The 18,013-nt window shown below is 59.8% G+C and carries 17 protein-coding genes and 1 pseudogene; 12 read left to right on the top strand and 6 right to left on the bottom strand.

Going from position 1 to position 18,013, the window contains the following annotated elements; translation table 11 throughout:
• Positions 1-80: 80 nt before the first annotated feature.
• Positions 81-1,004 (top strand): DNA-binding transcriptional activator PunR, encoded by a 924-nt coding sequence (gene punR / locus BW43_RS08800; protein WP_032888878.1) that lies wholly within the window; start codon positions 81-83, stop codon positions 1,002-1,004.
• Here punR and BW43_RS08805 read toward each other — a convergent pair.
• Entirely contained in the window at positions 976-2,154 is a 1,179-nt protein-coding gene (locus BW43_RS08805) for an acetylornithine transaminase (RefSeq protein WP_032888877.1), read from the bottom strand. The two genes, punR and BW43_RS08805, sit on opposite strands and share 29 nt — an antisense overlap.
• 96 nt (positions 2,155-2,250) lie before the next feature.
• Here BW43_RS08805 and BW43_RS08810 point away from each other — a divergent pair, with 96 nt between their 5' ends.
• Positions 2,251-3,156: a LysR family transcriptional regulator gene (locus BW43_RS08810; RefSeq protein ID WP_032888875.1), complete on the top strand. Its 906-nt coding sequence runs from the start codon at positions 2,251-2,253 to the stop codon at positions 3,154-3,156.
• Here the strand turns inward: BW43_RS08810 and BW43_RS08815 are convergent.
• Positions 3,153-3,776, bottom strand: a complete 624-nt coding sequence (locus tag BW43_RS08815; RefSeq protein ID WP_032888873.1) for an HAD family phosphatase — start codon at positions 3,774-3,776, stop codon at positions 3,153-3,155. The two genes, BW43_RS08810 and BW43_RS08815, sit on opposite strands and share 4 nt — an antisense overlap.
• Positions 3,777-4,080: 304 nt before the next feature.
• Here BW43_RS08815 and BW43_RS08820 point away from each other — a divergent pair, with 304 nt between their 5' ends.
• Positions 4,081-5,250, top strand: a complete 1,170-nt coding sequence (locus tag BW43_RS08820; protein WP_081797758.1) for an anthrax toxin-like adenylyl cyclase domain-containing protein — start codon at positions 4,081-4,083, stop codon at positions 5,248-5,250.
• A gap of 63 nt (positions 5,251-5,313) precedes the next feature.
• Here BW43_RS08820 and fabV read toward each other — a convergent pair whose 3' ends face one another.
• Positions 5,314-6,510, bottom strand: a complete 1,197-nt coding sequence (fabV, locus tag BW43_RS08825; protein WP_032889283.1) for an enoyl-ACP reductase FabV — start codon at positions 6,508-6,510, stop codon at positions 5,314-5,316.
• A gap of 192 nt (positions 6,511-6,702) precedes the next feature.
• Here fabV and BW43_RS29330 point away from each other — a divergent pair.
• From BW43_RS29330 to BW43_RS08835, 3 genes and pseudogenes are all read left to right on the top strand, one after another.
• Positions 6,703-6,801, top strand: a pseudogene (locus BW43_RS29330) (beta-hydroxylase); the annotation flags it as partial.
• Between the two features lie 148 nt (positions 6,802-6,949).
• On the top strand, positions 6,950-8,323 hold the full coding sequence (gene ppnN / locus BW43_RS08830; RefSeq protein WP_032888871.1) for a nucleotide 5'-monophosphate nucleosidase PpnN: 1,374 nt from the start codon (positions 6,950-6,952) through the stop codon (positions 8,321-8,323).
• A gap of 194 nt (positions 8,324-8,517) precedes the next feature.
• Positions 8,518-8,889 (top strand): hypothetical protein, encoded by a 372-nt coding sequence (locus BW43_RS08835; protein WP_032888869.1) that lies wholly within the window; start codon positions 8,518-8,520, stop codon positions 8,887-8,889.
• Between the two features lie 8 nt (positions 8,890-8,897).
• On the opposite strand, the gene BW43_RS08840 is transcribed toward BW43_RS08835, so the two are convergent.
• Positions 8,898-9,227: a YXWGXW repeat-containing protein gene (locus BW43_RS08840; protein ID WP_032889281.1), complete on the bottom strand. Its 330-nt coding sequence runs from the start codon at positions 9,225-9,227 to the stop codon at positions 8,898-8,900.
• Positions 9,228-9,439: 212 nt separating this feature from the next.
• Positions 9,440-11,086 (bottom strand): malate dehydrogenase (quinone), encoded by a 1,647-nt coding sequence (mqo, locus tag BW43_RS08845; protein ID WP_032888867.1) that lies wholly within the window; start codon positions 11,084-11,086, stop codon positions 9,440-9,442.
• Positions 11,087-11,523: 437 nt separating this feature from the next.
• Here mqo and BW43_RS08850 point away from each other — a divergent pair, with 437 nt between their 5' ends.
• The 6 genes from BW43_RS08850 to BW43_RS08875 all read left to right on the top strand — a co-directional run bounded on the left by BW43_RS08850 (position 11,524) and on the right by BW43_RS08875 (position 17,351).
• The gene (locus tag BW43_RS08850) at positions 11,524-12,096 is read left to right on the top strand and encodes a fimbrial protein (protein ID WP_032888865.1); all 573 of its coding nucleotides are present in this window, start codon (positions 11,524-11,526) and stop codon (positions 12,094-12,096) included.
• Between the two features lie 66 nt (positions 12,097-12,162).
• Positions 12,163-12,861, top strand: coding sequence for a molecular chaperone (locus BW43_RS08855; RefSeq protein ID WP_032888863.1), 699 nt, complete (start codon positions 12,163-12,165; stop codon positions 12,859-12,861).
• 41 nt (positions 12,862-12,902) lie between these two features.
• Complete coding sequence (locus BW43_RS08860) at positions 12,903-15,479, top strand: fimbria/pilus outer membrane usher protein (protein ID WP_032888861.1); 2,577 nt, start codon at positions 12,903-12,905, stop codon at positions 15,477-15,479.
• 3 nt (positions 15,480-15,482) lie between these two features.
• Positions 15,483-16,391, top strand: coding sequence for a fimbrial protein (locus BW43_RS08865; protein ID WP_256226621.1), 909 nt, complete (start codon positions 15,483-15,485; stop codon positions 16,389-16,391).
• A 7-nt stretch (positions 16,392-16,398) separates the two neighbouring features.
• Positions 16,399-16,866 carry a fimbrial protein gene (locus BW43_RS08870; RefSeq protein ID WP_032888859.1) on the top strand — a complete coding sequence of 156 codons (468 nt, stop codon included), beginning with the start codon at positions 16,399-16,401 and terminating at the stop codon, positions 16,864-16,866.
• Positions 16,863-17,351, top strand: a complete 489-nt coding sequence (locus BW43_RS08875) for a fimbrial protein (protein WP_032888857.1) — start codon at positions 16,863-16,865, stop codon at positions 17,349-17,351. The genes BW43_RS08870 and BW43_RS08875 overlap by 4 nt, the downstream gene beginning before the upstream one ends.
• Positions 17,352-17,356: 5 nt before the next feature.
• On the opposite strand, the gene BW43_RS08880 is transcribed toward BW43_RS08875, so the two are convergent.
• The gene (locus tag BW43_RS08880) at positions 17,357-18,004 is read right to left on the bottom strand and encodes a response regulator (protein ID WP_032888855.1); all 648 of its coding nucleotides are present in this window, start codon (positions 18,002-18,004) and stop codon (positions 17,357-17,359) included.
• Between the last annotated feature and the right edge of the window lie 9 nt (positions 18,005-18,013).

Here is an 18,013-nt window from a genome sequence, read left to right as displayed (position 1 = left end):
CGGCCATTATGAGGCTGACAGATTTTGTGTGAAGCGATAATAATTGGACACTCTTATCAATAATTTTGAAGGCAGTCACCATGTGGTCTGAATACTCTCTGGATGTAGTCGATGCGGTGGCACGCCATGGCAGTTTCAGCGCTGCCGCCCAGGAATTGCACCGCGTGCCGTCGGCCATCAGCTACACGGTGCGTCAACTGGAAGAATGGTTGGCAGTGCCACTGTTTGTGCGGCGCCATCGCGACGTAGAGCTGACCCCGGCGGGCCGTCTATTTATAGACGAAGCCCGAGGCGTGATGAAAAAGATGCTCGGCACGCGGCGTCTGTGTCAGCAAGTGGCGAACGGTTGGAGCGGTCAGTTGAAGGTGGCCGTGGACTCCATCGTCAAACCCCAGCGTTGCCGGCAGTTGGTGCTGGATTTCTATCGACAGTTCCCCGAGGTGGAATTGTTGCTGGAATACGAGGTGTACAACGGCGTGTGGGACGCCCTGGCCGATGAGCGCACCGACATTGTGATCGGCGCCACCAGCGCGGTGCCGGTGGCCAGTCACTTCACCTTTCGCGACATGGGGTTGTTGAACTGGTTGTGTGTGGTCAGCGCCAAGCATCCACTGGCGGCGGTGCAAGGGCTGCTCAGCGATGACCAACTGCGCCCGTTCGCATCACTGTGCATGACCGACACTTCACGCAACCTCCCCAAGCGCGACACCTGGACGCTGGATAACCAACGTCGGCTGGTGGTGCCGAACTGGGCGTCCGCCATCGATTGCCTGCGTGATGGTCTGTGCGTCGGCATGGCGCCAGCGCATCAGGTGTTGCCGTGGATCGAACGCGGTGAACTGGTGGCGCTGCAATTGAACCGGCCCTTCCCCGCCAGCCCGTCGTGCGTGGCCTGGGCACAGAACAAACTGTCCCCGGCCATGGCGTGGTTGCTGGAGTATCTGGGGGATAAAGAGACAATGAACCAGGAATGGCTCAATGGGCCTGATCCAATAAACGGGTGATGGCTCGCACGATCATTTCGACCTCCTTGGCATCCAGGGTCAACGGCGGCAACAGGCGAATGACCTTACCCCGCGTCACATTGATCAGTAGCCCATGCTCCTGGGCAGCGCGCTGGGCCAGTTCGCGGTAAGGGCTGGTCAGCTCGATACCGATCATCAAGCCTTGCCCGCGAATCGCCATTACCTGCGGGTGTTCGTCCAATTCCATCCGCAACCGCGCCAGCAAGCGCTCGCCCTGCTGCGCAGCGTTCTGCAACAGGCCTTGCTCTTCGATAATGTCCAACACGGTGCAGCCCACGCGACACGCCAGCGGGTTGCCGCCGAAAGTGCTGCCGTGGCTGCCCGGCGTGAATAACTGGGCCACCCCCGCCCTTGCAAGGCAGGCGCCGATGGGCACACCGTTGCCCAGGCCTTTGGCCAAGGTCATCACGTCCGGCAGGATGCCTTCATGCTGGAAAGCAAACCAGGCGCCGGTACGGCCGATGCCGGTCTGGATTTCATCCAGCATCATCAGCCAACCGTGGCGCGTGCAGTGATCGCGCAGCGCTTGCAGGTAACCCGGCGGCGCCGGCAGCACGCCGCTTTCGCCCTGGATCGGCTCCAGCAAGACCGCCGCGATCCGCGTACCAAACGTTTTGGTGAGCGCTTCGATGGCCGCCAGATCACCAAACCGGACCTTGAGAAAATCCCCCGGCAATCGCTGAAAACCAAGGCGCACCGACGGTCCGTCACTGGCGGCCATGGTGCCAAGCGTGCGGCCGTGGAAAGCATTCTCCATGACCACCACCAATGGCTCTTCGATGCCTTTTTTCCAACCATGCAACCGCGCCAGTTTCAGCGCGGTCTCGTTGGCTTCGGCGCCGGAGTTGTTGAAAAAAACGCGGTCCAGGCCGGACAGTTGCGTCAAGCTCTGGGCCAGCCGTTGCTGCCAATCAATGCTGTAGAGGTTGGAGGTATGCAGCAACAGGCCAGCTTGCTCGCTGATAGCCGTCACCAGTTTCGGGTGGGAGTGGCCGACATTGGTCACCGCCACACCCGCTACCGCGTCCAGGTATTCACGGCCCTGCTGATCCCATAGGCGTGTGCCCAGGCCACGGGTAAAACTCAAGGCCAAGGGTTGGTAAGTGGTCATCAGGCAGGCGGCGGTCATGGTGGCAGGCTCCGGTTGTGGTGATGGAAGTATCGTTAGCCACCTCAGCTGGATAAACTGTGCTTTCCTGCAATGACTTTAAATCAGGGATTGATAATGGACCTGTTCCAGGCAATGTCGGTGTACGTGAAAGTGGTGGAGACCGGCAGCATGACCGCTGCGGCACAGGCCTGTGGGATGTCGACCACCATGGTCGGTAACCATTTGCGCGCCTTGGAGCAACGCCTGGGCGTCAGCCTGCTCAAGCGCACCACGCGCAAGCAGAGCCTGACGGAATTCGGTGGCCAGTATTACCAGCGCTGCCTGGAAGTGCTGGGACTGGTCGCCGACTCCGAACAATTGGCAGAACAGGCCCACAGTGACGTTCCCAAAGGCACCCTGCGCATCACCGCGCCACCCGCCTTCGGCACCGAACGCCTGGCGCCGGCCTTGAGCGAATTCTCGCAACGCTACCCGCTGATCAAACTGTACGTGGTACTCAGCAATCAGCGCATGGACATGGTCGACAGCGGCTTTGACGTGGCGATCCGCCTGGGCGAACTGGAGCCGTCGAGCCTGATCGCCCGCCCCATGCAGGACTACACCATCACCCTGTGCGCCTCACCGCAATACCTGGAACGGCGTGGCACGCCACAGACGCCTGTAGACCTGCAGCACCACGACTGCCTGGCCTTCGCCTACCCATCCACCGACGACTGGCGCAATGCCGACAAGCTCTGGCGCATGACCGGCGCAGAGGGCGAATTGGAAATCCCGGTGTCCGGTTCGCTGACCATCAACAGCTCCCAAGCCCTGCGCCAGGCGGCAGTGCAAGGCATGGGCATCGTCATGCTGCCCGACGCCCTGGTACAGCCCGACCTGCAGAGCGGCAAGCTGGTGGCGTTGCTAACCACTTACCAACTGCCCAGCCGTCCCATGCACTTGCTGTATGGCCAGGACCGCTATCGCCTGCCAAAGCTGCGCGCCTTTGTCGATTTCGCCATGGAGAAATGGGCGCGCTAGAAGCCCACACCCAACTCCCGCAGCCGAGCCGCCGTCTGTTCGGCTGACACATGGTGAATGCCTTGCCAGCCGAGGGCGATGGCCGCGTCGATATTGCCGGCAACATCATCGATAAATACGACTTCTCCTGGCTGGATATCCGGCAAATGGGCACGAACTTGACTGAGGCTGGCGTGGTAGATCGCCGGATCGGGCTTGATCAGCTTCAACTCGCCAGACACCACGATGTCGCGAAAACACTGCAGGAATGGATAGTGGGCACGGGCATAGGGAAAGGTTTCGGCTGACCAGTTGGTAAGCCCAAACAAGGGCATGTTGGCTGCATGCAGCGCCCTGAGAATCGCCACGCCTTCGGGCAACGGACCACGCAGCATTTCATGCCAGCGGTCGTAGTACGCCGTGATCAGGGTTTTGTGGTGTGGGAATTGATTGACCAGAACGTGCGTGGCTTCGGCCAGCGACCGACCCGCGTCCTGCTCGGTGTTCCAGGCCTGGGTGCAGATATTCTCGAGAAACCATTGCCGCTCATCATCATCGGCAATCAGCTTGCGGTACAGGTGTTGCGGGTTCCAATCGAACAACACACCGCCGAAATCAAACACTACTGCGCGAATCGTCATGGGGTCCTCCCGTGTGTGAAACGACATAACCATCACAGTCTGGCATGCCTGCGACCTGCAAGAGCATGTAAGAGCGAGTAGGAACGCTCTGAGAATTCGACCAGGCCCGGCGATGGGAAACAGCGGAGCTCCCGTGCAGTACGCGGTTTTAACTGACTTGTGCGAGTTCAACTTCACACAGACAGTCACACTCGTTCTCTGCGATTGAGGGCGCTTTCACCTTAGTGTCGGTCGGACAATTCAAGGAGCTGGCGTTTGGAGGGAATCGTTCAACTTCGCAGTAGACATACGTGGAGAAACTTCAATGACAGGCATGATTTCCTCAGTGATTTCCCCTTGCGCGCACAGCCTTCATGCGCTGCAAAGCTACCGTGCCCAGGGCGCGAATGATCCCGCAGCCGATCTGGTCGGCCAAGTAAAAAACCAAACAGGCATCGTGACGAGCCATCTTGCCCCGTTGCAAGGCATCGCGGTAATCACCAACTCCATCATTGGCGTACGCCCGGTCGAAACTGTGGCAACAGGCCTGATAGAAGCCGGGCACCCCACCAAGGACTTCCATATCAAAGGGAAAAGCGCCAACTGGGGCCCCCAGGCAGGTTTTATCTGTACAGATCAGGCGCTCAGCAAGCTTGAGCAATTTGCTGAAAAAACGCCGGCCAAAATGGCCAAGGCCAATGAGCAAATCCAGGCGTGCATCCAGGAAGGCCATGCAGTTGCAACCCCTCTGAAACTCTCGGGCCAGCGCATTGATGAGCTGCTCAAGCTCGGCCAGATAACCCAACTGGCAGCCCATGGACCTGACGGCACGTTGCAGTTGAGCGCCTGCGGGCCCAGTCAACAGTCGTATACATTCGAAGGCCATCGCACGTCGCCTTCAAGTGACAGCTACCTCATCACTCATCAGGGCAAGCCCCTCGAAGTGCTGGCCAAGCAATCAGAAGGCAAACCGTTGACCGCCGATTACGACCTGCACATGATCGCGCCCCACATCAGCGACTTTGGTCCACAGGACAAACTCCCCGTGCCGGACGTGGCCCACCGTGTCTTCAGGGATCGAGTTGAGCGCTACAAGCAGGTTCCGAAAGAGCTACGCGCAGACTTTGAAAGTGCGGCGCACTTCTACCAGAAAGAAGATCCCCACCTCGGCAATGCGACACCGCGGATAGAGCAGATGATAGAACTCATCAATCAAACGTTGATAGGCGAGGGAGAGCGCGTGGTTCATCACAATGCGGACTCGGGCAGCCCGGCGACGGAAGTGGCCGACAATTACCCGGCGACGTTTTTCCTGCCGGCAAAACTGGGCCGATTCAATGAAATCAGCATCATCCGCGACAGTAGGGAAATGGCAGAACTGATAAAGACCGCCAAGGACAGCGGTTATCACGTACCGCTGAATCCACTCTGGGAGAAAGAAGTGACCACTGTCAGGCGGTCCGACTTTGCCCTGGCAAAAAACCGTCTTTCTTGAATCAAGAAAGCGCTGACAGCGGCCTGATAACCCGGTTATCAAGACCGCTGTCAATCACATCATTTACGCCTGGACCAGACCGTTGATCTTCACGGTCGGGTTCACGTCAGCGTCGTAGTCCACGCCATCGACTTCAAAGCCGAACAAGCGCAGGAACTCCGCCTTGTAGCCGGCAAAATCGCTGATCTCGTTGACGTTTTCGTCAGTAACCTGATCCCACAGTGCCGCAACGGCGTCCTGGACCTTAGGCTCCAACTCAGCCAGATCGGCACGCAGGCGGCCGTCGGCGTCGAGTTTCGGCTCGCTGCCGTACAGGCTGTCCTTGAACAGACCGTAGACCTGCTCGATGCAGCCTTCGTGGGTGCCCTGCTCTTTCATCACGCGGAACAGCAGCGACAAGTACAACGGCATGATCGGGATCGCCGAACTGGCCTGGGTCACCACGGCCTTGAGCACCGACACGCGGGCGTCGCCCTTCAGTGCGGCCAGGTTGTCGCGCAGGGTCAGGACTTTCTTGTCGAGGTCTTTCTTGGCTTCGCCGATGGAGCCGTTCCAGTAGATATCCTGGGTCAGCTTCTCGCCGAGGTAGGTGAACGCGGTGGTCTTGGCGCCTTCGGCCAACACGTCCGCATCACGCAGGGCGTCGATCCACAGCTGCCAGTCGGCGCCACCCATGACATTCACGGTGCCGTCGATTTCTTCCTGGGTTGCAGGCTCAAGGGTGGTGTCGACCACAACGCCTTTGTCGGTATTGATACCGCGCAGGGTCACAGCCTTGCCAATTGGCTTGAGGGTGGAGTTATAGACTTCACCGGTTTTAGGATCGGTACGGCGCGGCGCCGCCAGGCTGTAGACCACGAGGTCGATCTTGCCCAGGTCTTTCTTGATGGTTTCGATGGTCAGGCGCTTGATCTCGTCAGAGAACGCGTCGCCGTTGATGCTCTTGGCGTACAGGCCTTTTTCGACGGCAAACTTCTCGAACGCAGCACTGTTGTACCAGCCAGCGGAGCTGAGCTTGCCTTCTTCGCCTTCTTTCTCAAAAAACACGCCCAGGGTGTCGGCGCCGCAGCCAAACGCAGCACTGATACGCGCGGCCAAGCCGTAGCCGGTGGAAGCACCGAGGACCAGCACCTTCTTGGGGCCGCCTTCGATGACGCCGTTTTTAGTGACGTAGTCGATCTGCTCTTTGACGTTCGCTTCACAGCCAACAGGGTGAGCGGTCACACAGATAAAGCCACGAACCCGCGGTTTGATGATCATAAAAATTTCTGCCTCTTCCAAGGTGCCGAAGGCCAATGGTGGCCATTCAACTTCAATCGTACCGGTCTATGACGCCTGAAAAACCGAAGCGTCACGATAGACGTAAATCTTCCGTTTACAAAATTCAATCCACACAAGGCTGGCAAGGCTTGGAAACGATGTAAAGCCTGCACAAGGTCGCACGCCGTTGCGGTGTTGCCGTCGGTGCTCAACGCCGTGATCCCAGGGTTTTGCGGGATGGCCGTTACCCTGCGTCGGGTTTTCTACAAAAACTGGAAGCTGATTCGGTAAGTTCTGCGGCATGATGGGGGTGGACGGTATTTGCGCTGGGCCCCGCGCCTGAGGTAAATATTCGGCTCGTGCGACCGTTTACGGCGCCCACCATTCTCAAGCTATCGCGCCTCGTCGGGTGCGGTGGCTGTGCTTTCAAGGAATCAGAATGCCCCAACGCCAAGTCATCAATGCCTCCGTCAGCCCCAAGGGCAGCCTCGAAACCCTGTCCCAACGTGAAGTCCAGCAACTGAGCGAAGCCGGTACCGGCAGTATCTACACCCTGTTCCGCCAGTGCGCCCTGGCGATCCTCAACACCGGCGCGCATATCGATAACGCCAAGACCATCCTCGACGCCTACAAAGACTTTGAAGTGCGCATCCACCAGCAGGACCGTGGCGTGCGCCTGGAACTGTTGAACGCGCCTGCCGACGCGTTTGTCGATGGAGAAATGATCGCCAGTACCCGTGAGATGTTGTTCAGCGCACTGCGCGACATCGTCTACACCGAGAACGAACTGGACAGCCAGCGCATCGACCTGAGCAACTCCCAAGGCATCACCGACTACGTGTTCCATCTGTTGCGCAACGCCCGCACGCTGCGCCCGGGCGTGGAACCGAAGATCGTGGTGTGCTGGGGTGGGCACTCGATCAATACCGAAGAATACAAATACACCAAGAAAGTCGGCCACGAACTGGGCCTGCGCAGCCTCGACGTATGCACCGGTTGCGGCCCCGGCGTGATGAAAGGCCCGATGAAGGGCGCGACCATTTCCCACGCCAAGCAACGCATCACCGGCGGCCGCTACCTGGGCCTGACCGAGCCGGGCATCATCGCCGCCGAAGCGCCGAACCCGATCGTCAACGAGCTGGTGATCCTGCCGGACATCGAAAAACGCCTGGAGGCTTTTGTGCGTGTCGGCCACGGCATCATCATCTTCCCAGGCGGTGCCGGCACGGCTGAAGAGTTCCTGTACCTGCTTGGCATCCTGATGCACCCGGACAACCGCGACGTGCCCTTCCCGGTCATTCTCACCGGGCCGAAACAGGCTGCGCCGTACTTGCAGCAGCTGCATGCCTTCGTCGGTGCCACCCTGGGCGAAGCAGCGCAGGCGCACTACCAGATCATCATCGACGACCCGGCCGAAGTGGCCCGCCAAATGACCGTCGGCCTCAAGGCGGTGAAACAATTCCGCCGCGAACGCAACGACGCGTTCCACTTCAACTGGCTACTGAAAATCGACGAAGGCTTCCAACGCCCGTTCGACCCGACCCACGAAAACATGGCCGGCCTGCAACTGAGCCACGCACTTCCACCCCACGAACTGGCGGCCAACCTGCGCCGCGCCTTCTCGGGGATCGTGGCCGGCAACGTGAAGGACAAGGGCATCCGCTTGATCGAGGAGCATGGGCCGTACGAGATCCACGGCGACCCGGCCATCATGAAGCCGCTGGATGAGCTGTTGCAGGCGTTCGTCGCCCAGCACCGCATGAAATTGCCGGGCGGTGCGGCGTACGTGCCTTGTTATCGCGTAGTGCAGTGAGATAAAGGGGCTGGCCGGTCGGTCATCGTTTTTATCGCCTTGGCCCGTCGGCAAGGTTGTGAACACACCGCCACCTTCGACCTCAATGCGGTCAAGGTGGCGGGCATCAAGCGCCTGACCTGAACCCGCGCGTTGCGGCGAAGGGCAGGCTTTGGTAAAAACCACCTCTGCCCCTGATCGAGAGAAAGCCCCACGTGCGCTCGTTTCTTCTTGCTGCCCTGGCCCTGTCGCCGTCCCTCGCCCTGGCCGATATCGCCTGGCCTGAGCTACCGAAAACCTGCTTCGTCAGCGGCCGTTCGGCCACCAGTACAGATGTCGACACTGGCTGCGCGGCGTTTCTGATCAACGTGAAGGGCAAGGCAGCGGGTACACCGATCAAGCTGGATATTCCCCAGTACGCGATGCACGTCGACGAAGCCACCGGCAAGGAAACACCGGTGATCATCATCCAGGCGGAAGAGAACGGTGAGGTTAAAGCCGTGGGTTACAAGGAGCTGGGCACCGATCAACTCGGCGCCGCGCTGTTACGGGAAGTCAGGCTCTTGGGTACGAAAAAGCCCTCTTAGGACGAGGCTCAGCGAATCCACCCACCAACCTGCCAGTGGTATCCATCACTGCGCTGCACCCAATGCGGATGCACATAACGATAGCCCTGGCGCACGGGCTCCCAATGGCCGTGTACCGCAACATAGCGCCCACCTTCCCAGCGCCAGTAACCACGCGACCATATGTAACCTTCGCGTACCGCAGGCTCGACCTCGATCACCTGCACCGGTGGCGGTTGTGGCGCAACCACCTCGACATACTCACGTTGTGGCGGTCGACGCTCATGCACGACACGCTCTTGCACACACCCGGATGCCGCAACGACCATGGCCGCCAATGCTGCGTAACGTAGCAACATATAACCCCCTCGGGCGCTGACGCCCAACACTTGCACCAGTAAAAAATGCCCCCGTATTTGAGCCACGCTCCTGCTAAGGCCTGGGTACTTTTTTAACAGGTGATGTCTGTCGGATTGCTGAACTGTTCTCACGGCCATGAAAAAGCCCGCTGACCGTCACCGGTTCAGCGGGCTTTTTTACAGTTGGACCTGAATCAGCGCCCTACCTGTTTTTACAGCGCCAGATCAGACGCCGGCTTGCTCGGCTCAGCCGCAGGCTTGGCAGCCTCGGTCGCCTTGGGAGCAGCCATTGCCGGGATCACCGGCGGTGTAGGCAGTTGCAGGATATTGGCGGTGTAGGCCCATTCCTTGGCAACGGCTTCAGGACTGTCGTTCAGCTTGGTGCCGTAGCTTGGCACGATCTGATGCAGCTTTTCCTGCCAGGCCGGAGTAGCCACCTTGTCCTTGAACACTTTCTGCAGCACGGTCAGCATGATCGGAGCCGCGGTGGACGCGCCTGGCGATGCACCCAGCAGGCCTGCGATGGTGTTGTCGGCGGAGCTGACCACTTCGGTACCGAGTTTCAGGACGCCGCCCTGCTCTTCGTCACGCTTGATGATCTGCACGCGCTGACCGGCTTGCCACAGGCGCCAGTCGGATTGCTTGGCGTTCGGGAAGTACTCTTGCAGCGCCTTGAAGCGGTCGTCATCGGACAGCATCAGTTGGCCAGCAAGGTACTCAACCAGTGGGTATTCACGAATACCGACTTTGGTCATTGGCCAGATGTTGTGGGTGGTGGTGCTGGTCAGCAGGTCCAGGTACGAGCCTTCTTTCAGGAACTTGGTCGAGAAGGTGGCAAATGGGCCAAACAGAATTACGCGCTTGCCATCCAGCACGCGGGTGTCCAGGTGCGGAACCGACATCGGTGGCGCGCCAACCGAAGCCTTACCGTAGGCCTTGGCCAGGTGCTGCTCGGCAACGGTTGGGTTATCGGTCACGAGGAACGAACCACCCACCGGGAAGCCAGCGTATTCCTTGGCTTCAGGAATGCCCGACTTTTGCAGCAGGTGCAGTGCACCGCCGCCGGCGCCGATGAACACGAACTTGGCGTCGGTTTCAGTCTTGGTGCCATCTTTCAGGTTTTTGTAGCTGACACGCCACGAACCGTCGGCGTTCTTGGTGATGTCCTGCACTTCGCTGGACAGTTTCAGGTCGAACTTAGGTGTGGTTTGCAGGTGAGCAACGAACTGGCGGGTGATCTCGCCGAAGTTCATGTCGGTACCCAGCGGGCTCCAGGTGGCCGCGATTTTCTGGTTCGGGTCACGCCCTTCCATCATCAGCGGGACCCATTTGGCGATCTGCGCCGGGTCTTCGGAGTACTGCATGCCGGCGAACAGCGGGCTCGCTTTCAGGGCTTCGTAGCGCTTCTTGAGGAACTTGATGTTGTCATCGCCCCACACAAAGCTCATGTGCGGAGTGGTGTTGATGAACGAACGCGGGTTCTTCAGCACGCCCTGCTGGACCTGCCAGGACCAGAACTGACGGGAGATCTGGAACGCTTCGTTGATCTCGACCGCTTTCGGGATCTCAACGTTGCCGTTCTTGTCTTCCGGGGTGTAGTTCAGCTCGGCCAGGGCCGAGTGACCGGTACCGGCGTTGTTCCAGCCGTTGGAGCTTTCTTCGGCCACGCCGTCGAGGCGCTCGACCATTTCCATCGACCAGTCCGGTTCCAGCTCGTTAAGCCAGACACCGAGGGTTGCACTCATGATGCCGCCGCCGATCAGCAGCACATCGACTTTCTTTGCCTCTTCCGCATGAACGGACGTGATCCCCAGCGACAAAGCCAGCCCCAGCAGGGCAGTGTTTACTTTTTTAAACATCAGTAGCACCTATGATAAAACGCCATCCGCCCCACTGCCCCTGATCATGGGCAACCCTCAATCACGCTACGCCAGGCAACGTACCGCGGGGTTTGCACACTCACATGAAGGCCACAGGGTGGGCACACAAAGCCGACGTATCGACCTCACTTTTATGTCCCTTCTGCGCTGACTTTTTATCTTTATTGGCTTCAGCAACCTGGGCGACAGTCAACCGCTGGGACGTATACGGATGTACGTACCAAGGAAAGACTAGACCAAGACGGCGCGCAGAATATCACGCCCGGCGTCGGATATGGACTCACCGGTCGAACGGCCATCAGTAGGCCAGCTTTTAAGATCTGTCTCATGTGCCTCCAAATCCCAGCATTGCACTATGGATTGGCTTACCCAAGGGGGGTAAGCAGACAACCATCCATCTCGTAAAGGGCATTGCAATGCTGAACAAACTGAGCCAAATCACTCTCGCATGCGGCGCTTGCTGGCTGCTGGCCGGTACCGCACAAGCTGCGGACGGGCAGATCCAATTCACCGGTTCCGTGACCGACAACGCGTGCACCATCAAAACCGGCGACGAGAGCAAGTCCGTGACACTCGATCCGGTGCGCATCGCTGACTTCGGGAAAACAGTGGGCGCCACCGCCAAGCCGAAAGCGTTCTCGATCAGCCTGGACAACTGCAGCACCGCGACCAAGAAAAACGTCGCGATTACCTTCAGCGGCCAGGAAGACGCCAGCGACTCCACCTTGCTGGGCCTGACCGGTGAAAACCAGGTCACAGGTATCGCGATCAAGATCGCTGACGCGCGTACCGGAAACGCGGTTCCACTGAATACCGCGACCGCCGACTACGACCTGCGAGCGATGTCCAACACCTTCAACTTCACCGCCGCCTATGTGCGCACCGCCGCCGATGTGACTACGGGCACGGGCGACGATGCAGTGACCACGTCTGGCATCGGCACCGGTCAAGTCAACGCCCTGGCCAGCTTCGACGTTACCTACAAGTAATTGCTCGTCAACACCGTGGGCCTGGCGCCGCCGCGCCGGCCTACGGACTTTTAAAGGTCTCCCATCATGCGTTTGAAACTGTATTTTTTGCTCGCGCTCTTACCGCTCTGGCATGTCGCAGCAGCGGACGCCGCCGTGACCGTAGGCGCCACGCGCCTGATCTACAACGGCGCCTCCAACGAAGCCAATCTGAATGTGAGCAACCGCGAAGACACCTCGCCTTACCTGGTGCAGTCCTGGGTCAGCCGTTTCGGCGGCACCAGCGAAGAAAGCGTCGACAGCTTTATCGTCACCCCGCCGCTGTTCCGGCTCGACGCCAACAAGGAAAACATCCTGCGTGTGATCTTTGCCGGTGGCGCCGATGTGCCACAAGACCGTGAAAGCCTGTTCCTGATGAACGTCAAGGCGATCCCGGCCATGAGTGACGACCAGAAAGGCAAGAACGTGCTGCAGATCGCCCTCAAGACCACCATCAAGCTGTTCTACCGCCCCGCCGGCCTTAAAGGCGAACTCAAGGACGCGGTGGCGCAAGTGAACTGGAAGGCCAATGCCGGCGCGCTGATGTTCAACAACACGTCCAAATTCCATGTCGTGGTCAGCGAGCTGAAGCTCAACGGCCAGCCGATCACCCAGGCACCGGATGTGCTGCGCCCCGGCCAACAGCAGGAACTAGCGATCCAGGCCAAGCCCGGTGATGAAGTGCAAATGAGCTACATCGATGACTACGGCAGCGTCGTAACCGCCCCCGTCGTCCGCCTTCACTGATACCCAAGCGCCAACCTCGAAACGCCATTTCAGGAACGCCCATGCCCCGTTCACTCCCATTCATGCGCCGTTGCGCCATGAAGGCTTTCGGCTGCCCGATCGCGGCGGCCTTGGCCTTGCATTTGGCCCCTGCACAGGCTGGCTACGAGTTCGATGCGTCGTTCCTTGAGATCGGCGGCGGGCAGAGTTCGGCCGCCGTGAAACAACAGGTCAGCGCCATGAGCGAAGGCCAGTTGCCAGGGATTTACCGGGTAGACGTGTTGGTCAATGAGCATTCGGTCGAGCAGCGCGATGTACGCTTTATTCGCGCCAGCGGTACGTCGGACCGCTCCTCCACCGGGCTTTTCCCGTGCCTGGATACCGACTTTTTTCGTAGCCAAGGGGTTGCCGATACCGCCCTGCAAAACCGCAGCGACGCCGACGCTACCTGCATCGCGTTCGACCAAGGCCTGGCCGGGATGGTCTACGACTACGATTTCAACCGCCAGGTGTTGTCGATTGAGATCCCCCAAGCGTACCTGGGCAGCATCCCGTTTGAAGTACGCCGCCGGCAGTGGAGTGACGGCGAGCAAGTGGCGTTCACCAACTACAGCTTTTCCGGGAGTACGGTGGAGTCCGACACCGGCAGCCGCCAGGACCAGTTCGGCAGCCTGCGCAGCGGTATAAACGCCGGAGCCTGGCGGCTGCGCAATTTCTCCACCTGGCAGAAAGGCACAGGCGACACAGGGCGTTGGGAGTCGATGGAAACCTACGCCCAGCGCAACATGGGCAACATGATGGCGATTGCCACAGTGGGCGACTCCACCACCGAAGGTGACCTGTTCGACGCCATCCCCTATCGCGGGCTGGGCATTGCCTCGGACATGGACATGCTGCCCGACCAGGCCCGCCAATTCGCGCCAGTGATTCGTGGCATCGCCAACGGCCGCTCGCGGGTGATCATCCGCCAGCGCGGTTACGTGATCCATGAGCAGTGGGTGCCCTCGGGGCCGTTCGCGTTGACCGACCTGTACCCCACCGCCAGCAATGGCGACATTGAAGTCACCGTGGAAGGCCCCGATGGCCAGCGCCAGGTGTTTACCCAGTCGTTTTCGTCGGTGCCTTACATGCTGCGTGAGGGCCAACAGAGCTACTCGGTATTCGCCGGCCAGTACCGCCCGGCGCAAGCGACCACGCAGCAGGACACCCCACGCTTTATCCAGGCGTCCCTGCGGCGCGGCCTGGCCGGCGGCACCACGCTGTTCGGCGGCAGCCTGCTGAGTGATCAGTACAGCGCCGGCCTGCTAGGGTTCGCCCACGACTTCGCCGGTTTCGGTGCGATTTCAGTGGACATGACCCACGCGCGCAGCGAAGCCATGGGCCCGGCAAAAACCACCGCCAGCGGCCAGTCGTTTCGCTTTCGCTACTCCAAAGCCCTGGCGGCCACCGACACCAACTTCAGCCTGATCGGTTATCGCTATTCCACCGGCGGCTACTACTCGTTCAACGAGGCGCTCAACAGCCGCACCAACGAGCAGTCGCTGGAGATGTACCGCAGCGGCCATATGAAGAGCAACTTCACCGCCAACGTGTCCCAGCAACTGGGCGGCTACGGCGGTGTGTATGCCAACGTGACGAAAACCAACTACTGGGACAAGAGCAATGCCGACACCTCGATTCAACTGGGCTACAGCGCCAGCGTCGGGGACATTTCCTACACTCTCGGCTTGAGCGCTAACAAAGGGGACAGCAGCAATGACCGCACGCTGTCCCTGAGCATCAGCATGCCGCTGGGCGGTACACGCAACCAGCGTGTATCGGTCAACGCGAACCAGAGCGCGCGGGGCACGGCCTCGCGCACGGCGACGTTGAGCGGCAATGCGCTGGAGGACGACACCCTGGCCTACAGCGCTGGCGTGTCGCAGCAAGTCAACGCTAATGACCGCGTGATGGGCAGCACGTTTGCCGCGCGCTATGACGCACCCAACGCCATCGTGCACGGCGGCTATAACGAGACCTCCGGTAGCCGGCAACTGGACATGGGCATCGAGGGCTCGGTGGTCGCCTATGACCGCAATCTGATTTTCAGTCAGCCTCTGGGCGAAACCAACGTGATCGTGGCCACACCCGGCGCCGCAGACGTGGGAATCGCCAACAAGCGGGGTGTGCGCACCAATGCCAATGGCTACACGGTGGTGCCGTCTGCCCTGCCCTACCGCAAGAACCGTATGTCGCTGGACACCCAGTCGATGCCGGCTGACGTCGACATCGCCCAACTGGTGCAGGAGGTCACGCCGAATCGCGGTGCCTTTGTGCTGGCGGACTTCGAGACCCGCAAAGGCCAACGCATTCTGTTCCGCATCATCGATGCACGCGGCGAAGCGGCACCGTTTGCCGCCAAGGCCGAACTGTTCGCCCCGGATGGGCGCTCTTTGGGTAGCACACTGGTGGCTGACAAGGGCCGTGCGTACCTGAGCGGCGTACCGGCGCAGTCACGCCTGTTGATCAGCGTGGATAACCAGCCGTGGTGCAGCCGCGAATTGAAACTGGACGATAAAGGGCCTGCCGAGGGTGGGATTACACAACTGAACATTCAATGTGAGCGCGCGGCCGGTGGGTCGGGTGCCAAGGATTCGTAAGTAATGATCATGAAAATCAAGCCTGGAAACTGCTTGCTGAAGCTCATGACACTGGTGGTACTGGGTTGGCTGTCGCCTCAAGCACAGGCTTTCATCAGTGGAAGCATAAAATGCTCTCTCTCGGGCTATCCATCCAACGGTTACGAATTCGCCGCCGGAGCCGAGATGAAAGTCCCATTCAGCGGTACCTGCACAGCGGTACGTACCTACCCGTCTGGCGCAGGTACCAATTTGGAAATCACGGCGATTTCCGGAACGTCCCCCGCTAACCTGCAGGTCCTGGACCCCTATAGCAACACCTATATGCTTCAACTGCCGCTGGGCAGTTGGGGAGCCGCATGCTTGGGTGGGACTTGCGCGCCCATACTCGCCGGACGCTCGGTTTCTTACGTGTACTACGTAGTGGGAACCGCCCCGAGTACGCCGGGCCGGCGCACCGCGAGAGTGAAGCTTGGCGTGACCTCTACAGGTGGTTGGCAGGCCTATGCGGAATGGTTCCATGAGTGGCTATTCATCTACAACGTCCGCGCCGTCAGTTGCAGCTTGAGTTCTCCGAGCGCCGTCAACTTGAAATTCGGCACTATCAGCAGCGCTAATCTCAGCGCCGTTTCGCAGTCGACCAGCGTGTCACTCAATTGCCCGTCGTCGATGCGCGCCAACGTGACCTTGACGCCGAGCCAGTCAGTGGTCAACGCCAATACCGGAGTATCACGCACCACGCTTGCGGGGCTGAACATGCAGGCTATCTGGACCGACAGCGGCAACCCGGTGGTTTTTACCAGCCCGCGCGCGATGCTACTGAGGGCCGGCAGCAACAGCGTGAATTTGAGTTTCAAGCCGCAACTGGAGGCAGGGAAATCGCCTGCCGGTGCGTTCCAGAGCCAATACACCCTGAACATCAATTACCAATGAGGCTTTCATGAAAACGTCATTGCTCGCCCTGGTACTGCTCGGCACTGCCGCCCAGGCCGCCGACACCGTGAATATCACCGTAAGCGGCACCCTCACCCGACCGCCCTGCGTACTGACTTCTGGCACCTCCCTCACGGCAGCATTCGGTAATGTGCGCACCGACCAGGTCGGCACCACCGATACCGTAGCGGTTCCCGTGAAAATGACCTGCCCGGCTGGCTCATCGCTGAACGTAAGCTTCGCTTCCAGCAAAGGCACGCACACCGACACCGTGGCCAAGACCACGGCCGACAACCTCGGCGTTTCGCTGTTGTGGGCAGACAATACGGTGGCCAACCTCAAAGGCACCGCCAAGGCCTACAGCAACCTGAGCGGCAACGTCGACATCAGCCTCAAGGCGAAGCTGATCGCACAAGGCACCCTGACGCCGGGCGCGTTCACCTCGTCGATCGTCATGACCATCAACTACCTATGAAAGCGCTTATCTGGATACTGCTGGCGGTGACCGGCACGGCGGTTGCGCAACCGGCGGATGAGGCGAAGATCGATGTCAGCGGCAAGTTGATCGCGCCGCCCTGCACACCACGCTTTCCCACCTCGCAACAGTTGAAACTGGGTGACGCCAACCTCAACCAGTTGGTCGATGACAGCGTCGCCGCTACCGACGTACCGCTGATCTTCGATTGCCAAGCTGACAGCCAGGTGAGCCTGACGTTTTCAGCGGGGTTGGGCAGCGCTGACAACCAGACCCTGCTCACCAATCGCGTTGGTCTGGGACTGCGCCTGGGGCTGCTGAATAAAAGCGCGAAGGCCGATTTCAGTCTGGGAGAAACCAGCAACTGGACGGTGGAAAAAGAACCATTGGAACTGACCCTACGAGTCAAACCGGTGACCGTGGGCGAACTGCCCGAAGCGGGCAGCTACAGCGCAACGCTGTTGATGCAGATGACGTACCGCTAACCCCCCTACTGAAACTGCCGGGCCTCGATGCAATAGGTCAGCAGCGCCTGATCACTGTCCACATCCAGCTTGCGCATGGCCGAGATCTTCTGTGCGCTGACGGTCTTGTTGCTGCGGCTCAATTGCCTGGCAATGTCGCTGACACTCATCCCCGTGACGAATAAACGCAGCACCTCCATCTCCCGTGGCGACAAGCTCTGGAACCGCTCCTGCACCTGAAACCCGTTGCCCACCACCGACGTCGCCGCCGGCATCGGTGCCCGGTAACTGCGCTGGGCACTGATGGCGCCCAGGGCTTTCTCGATTTCACCGTGCAGGTGGTTCTTCTGGATCACGCCGGCCACGCCCAACTCCTGCAAACGCGTGAGGATCAGGCTGTTGGAGATCATGGTCAGCACCAACACTTGGGTCTCGGGGAAGTGGCGCAGGATGTACTCGATCAACTTCAGGCCATCGCCATAAGTGTCATCGCCGGGCATGTTGAAATCGGTGATCAGCACTTGCGGCCGATGGCTGCGCAACTGCTCGATCAACTGCGTCGAACTGACCGCCTCGCCCACCAGGCGGTAGCGGGCGTCGCGCTGCACGATTTCGCGCACGCCCACCAACACGATGGGATGGTCATCGGCTATGACGACGTTCATGTCTCGCATGGTTCAGCT

The sequence above is a fragment of the Pseudomonas sp. RIT357 genome (assembly GCF_000632245.1).
Taxonomy (GTDB): domain Bacteria; phylum Pseudomonadota; class Gammaproteobacteria; order Pseudomonadales; family Pseudomonadaceae; genus Aquipseudomonas; species Aquipseudomonas sivasensis.
This window is presented reverse-complemented; position numbering and strand designations above follow the sequence as displayed.

Excerpts from the sequence above, each read along its gene's own strand:
- BW43_RS08875 (WP_032888857.1), top strand. The coding sequence starts at position 16,863 with ATGAAAGCGCTTATCTGGATACTGCTGGCGGTGACCGGCACGGCGGTT.
- BW43_RS08805 (WP_032888877.1), bottom strand. The coding sequence starts at position 2,154 with ATGACCGCCGCCTGCCTGATGACCACTTACCAACCCTTGGCCTTGAGT.
- ppnN (WP_032888871.1), top strand. The coding sequence starts at position 6,950 with ATGCCCCAACGCCAAGTCATCAATGCCTCCGTCAGCCCCAAGGGCAGC.
- BW43_RS08870 (WP_032888859.1), top strand. The coding sequence starts at position 16,399 with ATGAAAACGTCATTGCTCGCCCTGGTACTGCTCGGCACTGCCGCCCAG.
- BW43_RS08810 (WP_032888875.1), top strand. The coding sequence starts at position 2,251 with ATGGACCTGTTCCAGGCAATGTCGGTGTACGTGAAAGTGGTGGAGACC.
- BW43_RS08880 (WP_032888855.1), bottom strand. The coding sequence starts at position 18,004 with ATGCGAGACATGAACGTCGTCATAGCCGATGACCATCCCATCGTGTTG.
- punR (WP_032888878.1), top strand. The coding sequence starts at position 81 with ATGTGGTCTGAATACTCTCTGGATGTAGTCGATGCGGTGGCACGCCAT.
- BW43_RS08850 (WP_032888865.1), top strand. The coding sequence starts at position 11,524 with ATGCTGAACAAACTGAGCCAAATCACTCTCGCATGCGGCGCTTGCTGG.
- BW43_RS08865 (WP_256226621.1), top strand. The coding sequence starts at position 15,483 with ATGATCATGAAAATCAAGCCTGGAAACTGCTTGCTGAAGCTCATGACA.
- fabV (WP_032889283.1), bottom strand. The coding sequence starts at position 6,510 with ATGATCATCAAACCGCGGGTTCGTGGCTTTATCTGTGTGACCGCTCAC.
- BW43_RS08820 (WP_081797758.1), top strand. The coding sequence starts at position 4,081 with ATGACAGGCATGATTTCCTCAGTGATTTCCCCTTGCGCGCACAGCCTT.
- BW43_RS08855 (WP_032888863.1), top strand. The coding sequence starts at position 12,163 with ATGCGTTTGAAACTGTATTTTTTGCTCGCGCTCTTACCGCTCTGGCAT.
- BW43_RS08840 (WP_032889281.1), bottom strand. The coding sequence starts at position 9,227 with ATGTTGCTACGTTACGCAGCATTGGCGGCCATGGTCGTTGCGGCATCC.
- mqo (WP_032888867.1), bottom strand. The coding sequence starts at position 11,086 with ATGTTTAAAAAAGTAAACACTGCCCTGCTGGGGCTGGCTTTGTCGCTG.
- BW43_RS08815 (WP_032888873.1), bottom strand. The coding sequence starts at position 3,776 with ATGACGATTCGCGCAGTAGTGTTTGATTTCGGCGGTGTGTTGTTCGAT.
- BW43_RS08860 (WP_032888861.1), top strand. The coding sequence starts at position 12,903 with ATGCCCCGTTCACTCCCATTCATGCGCCGTTGCGCCATGAAGGCTTTC.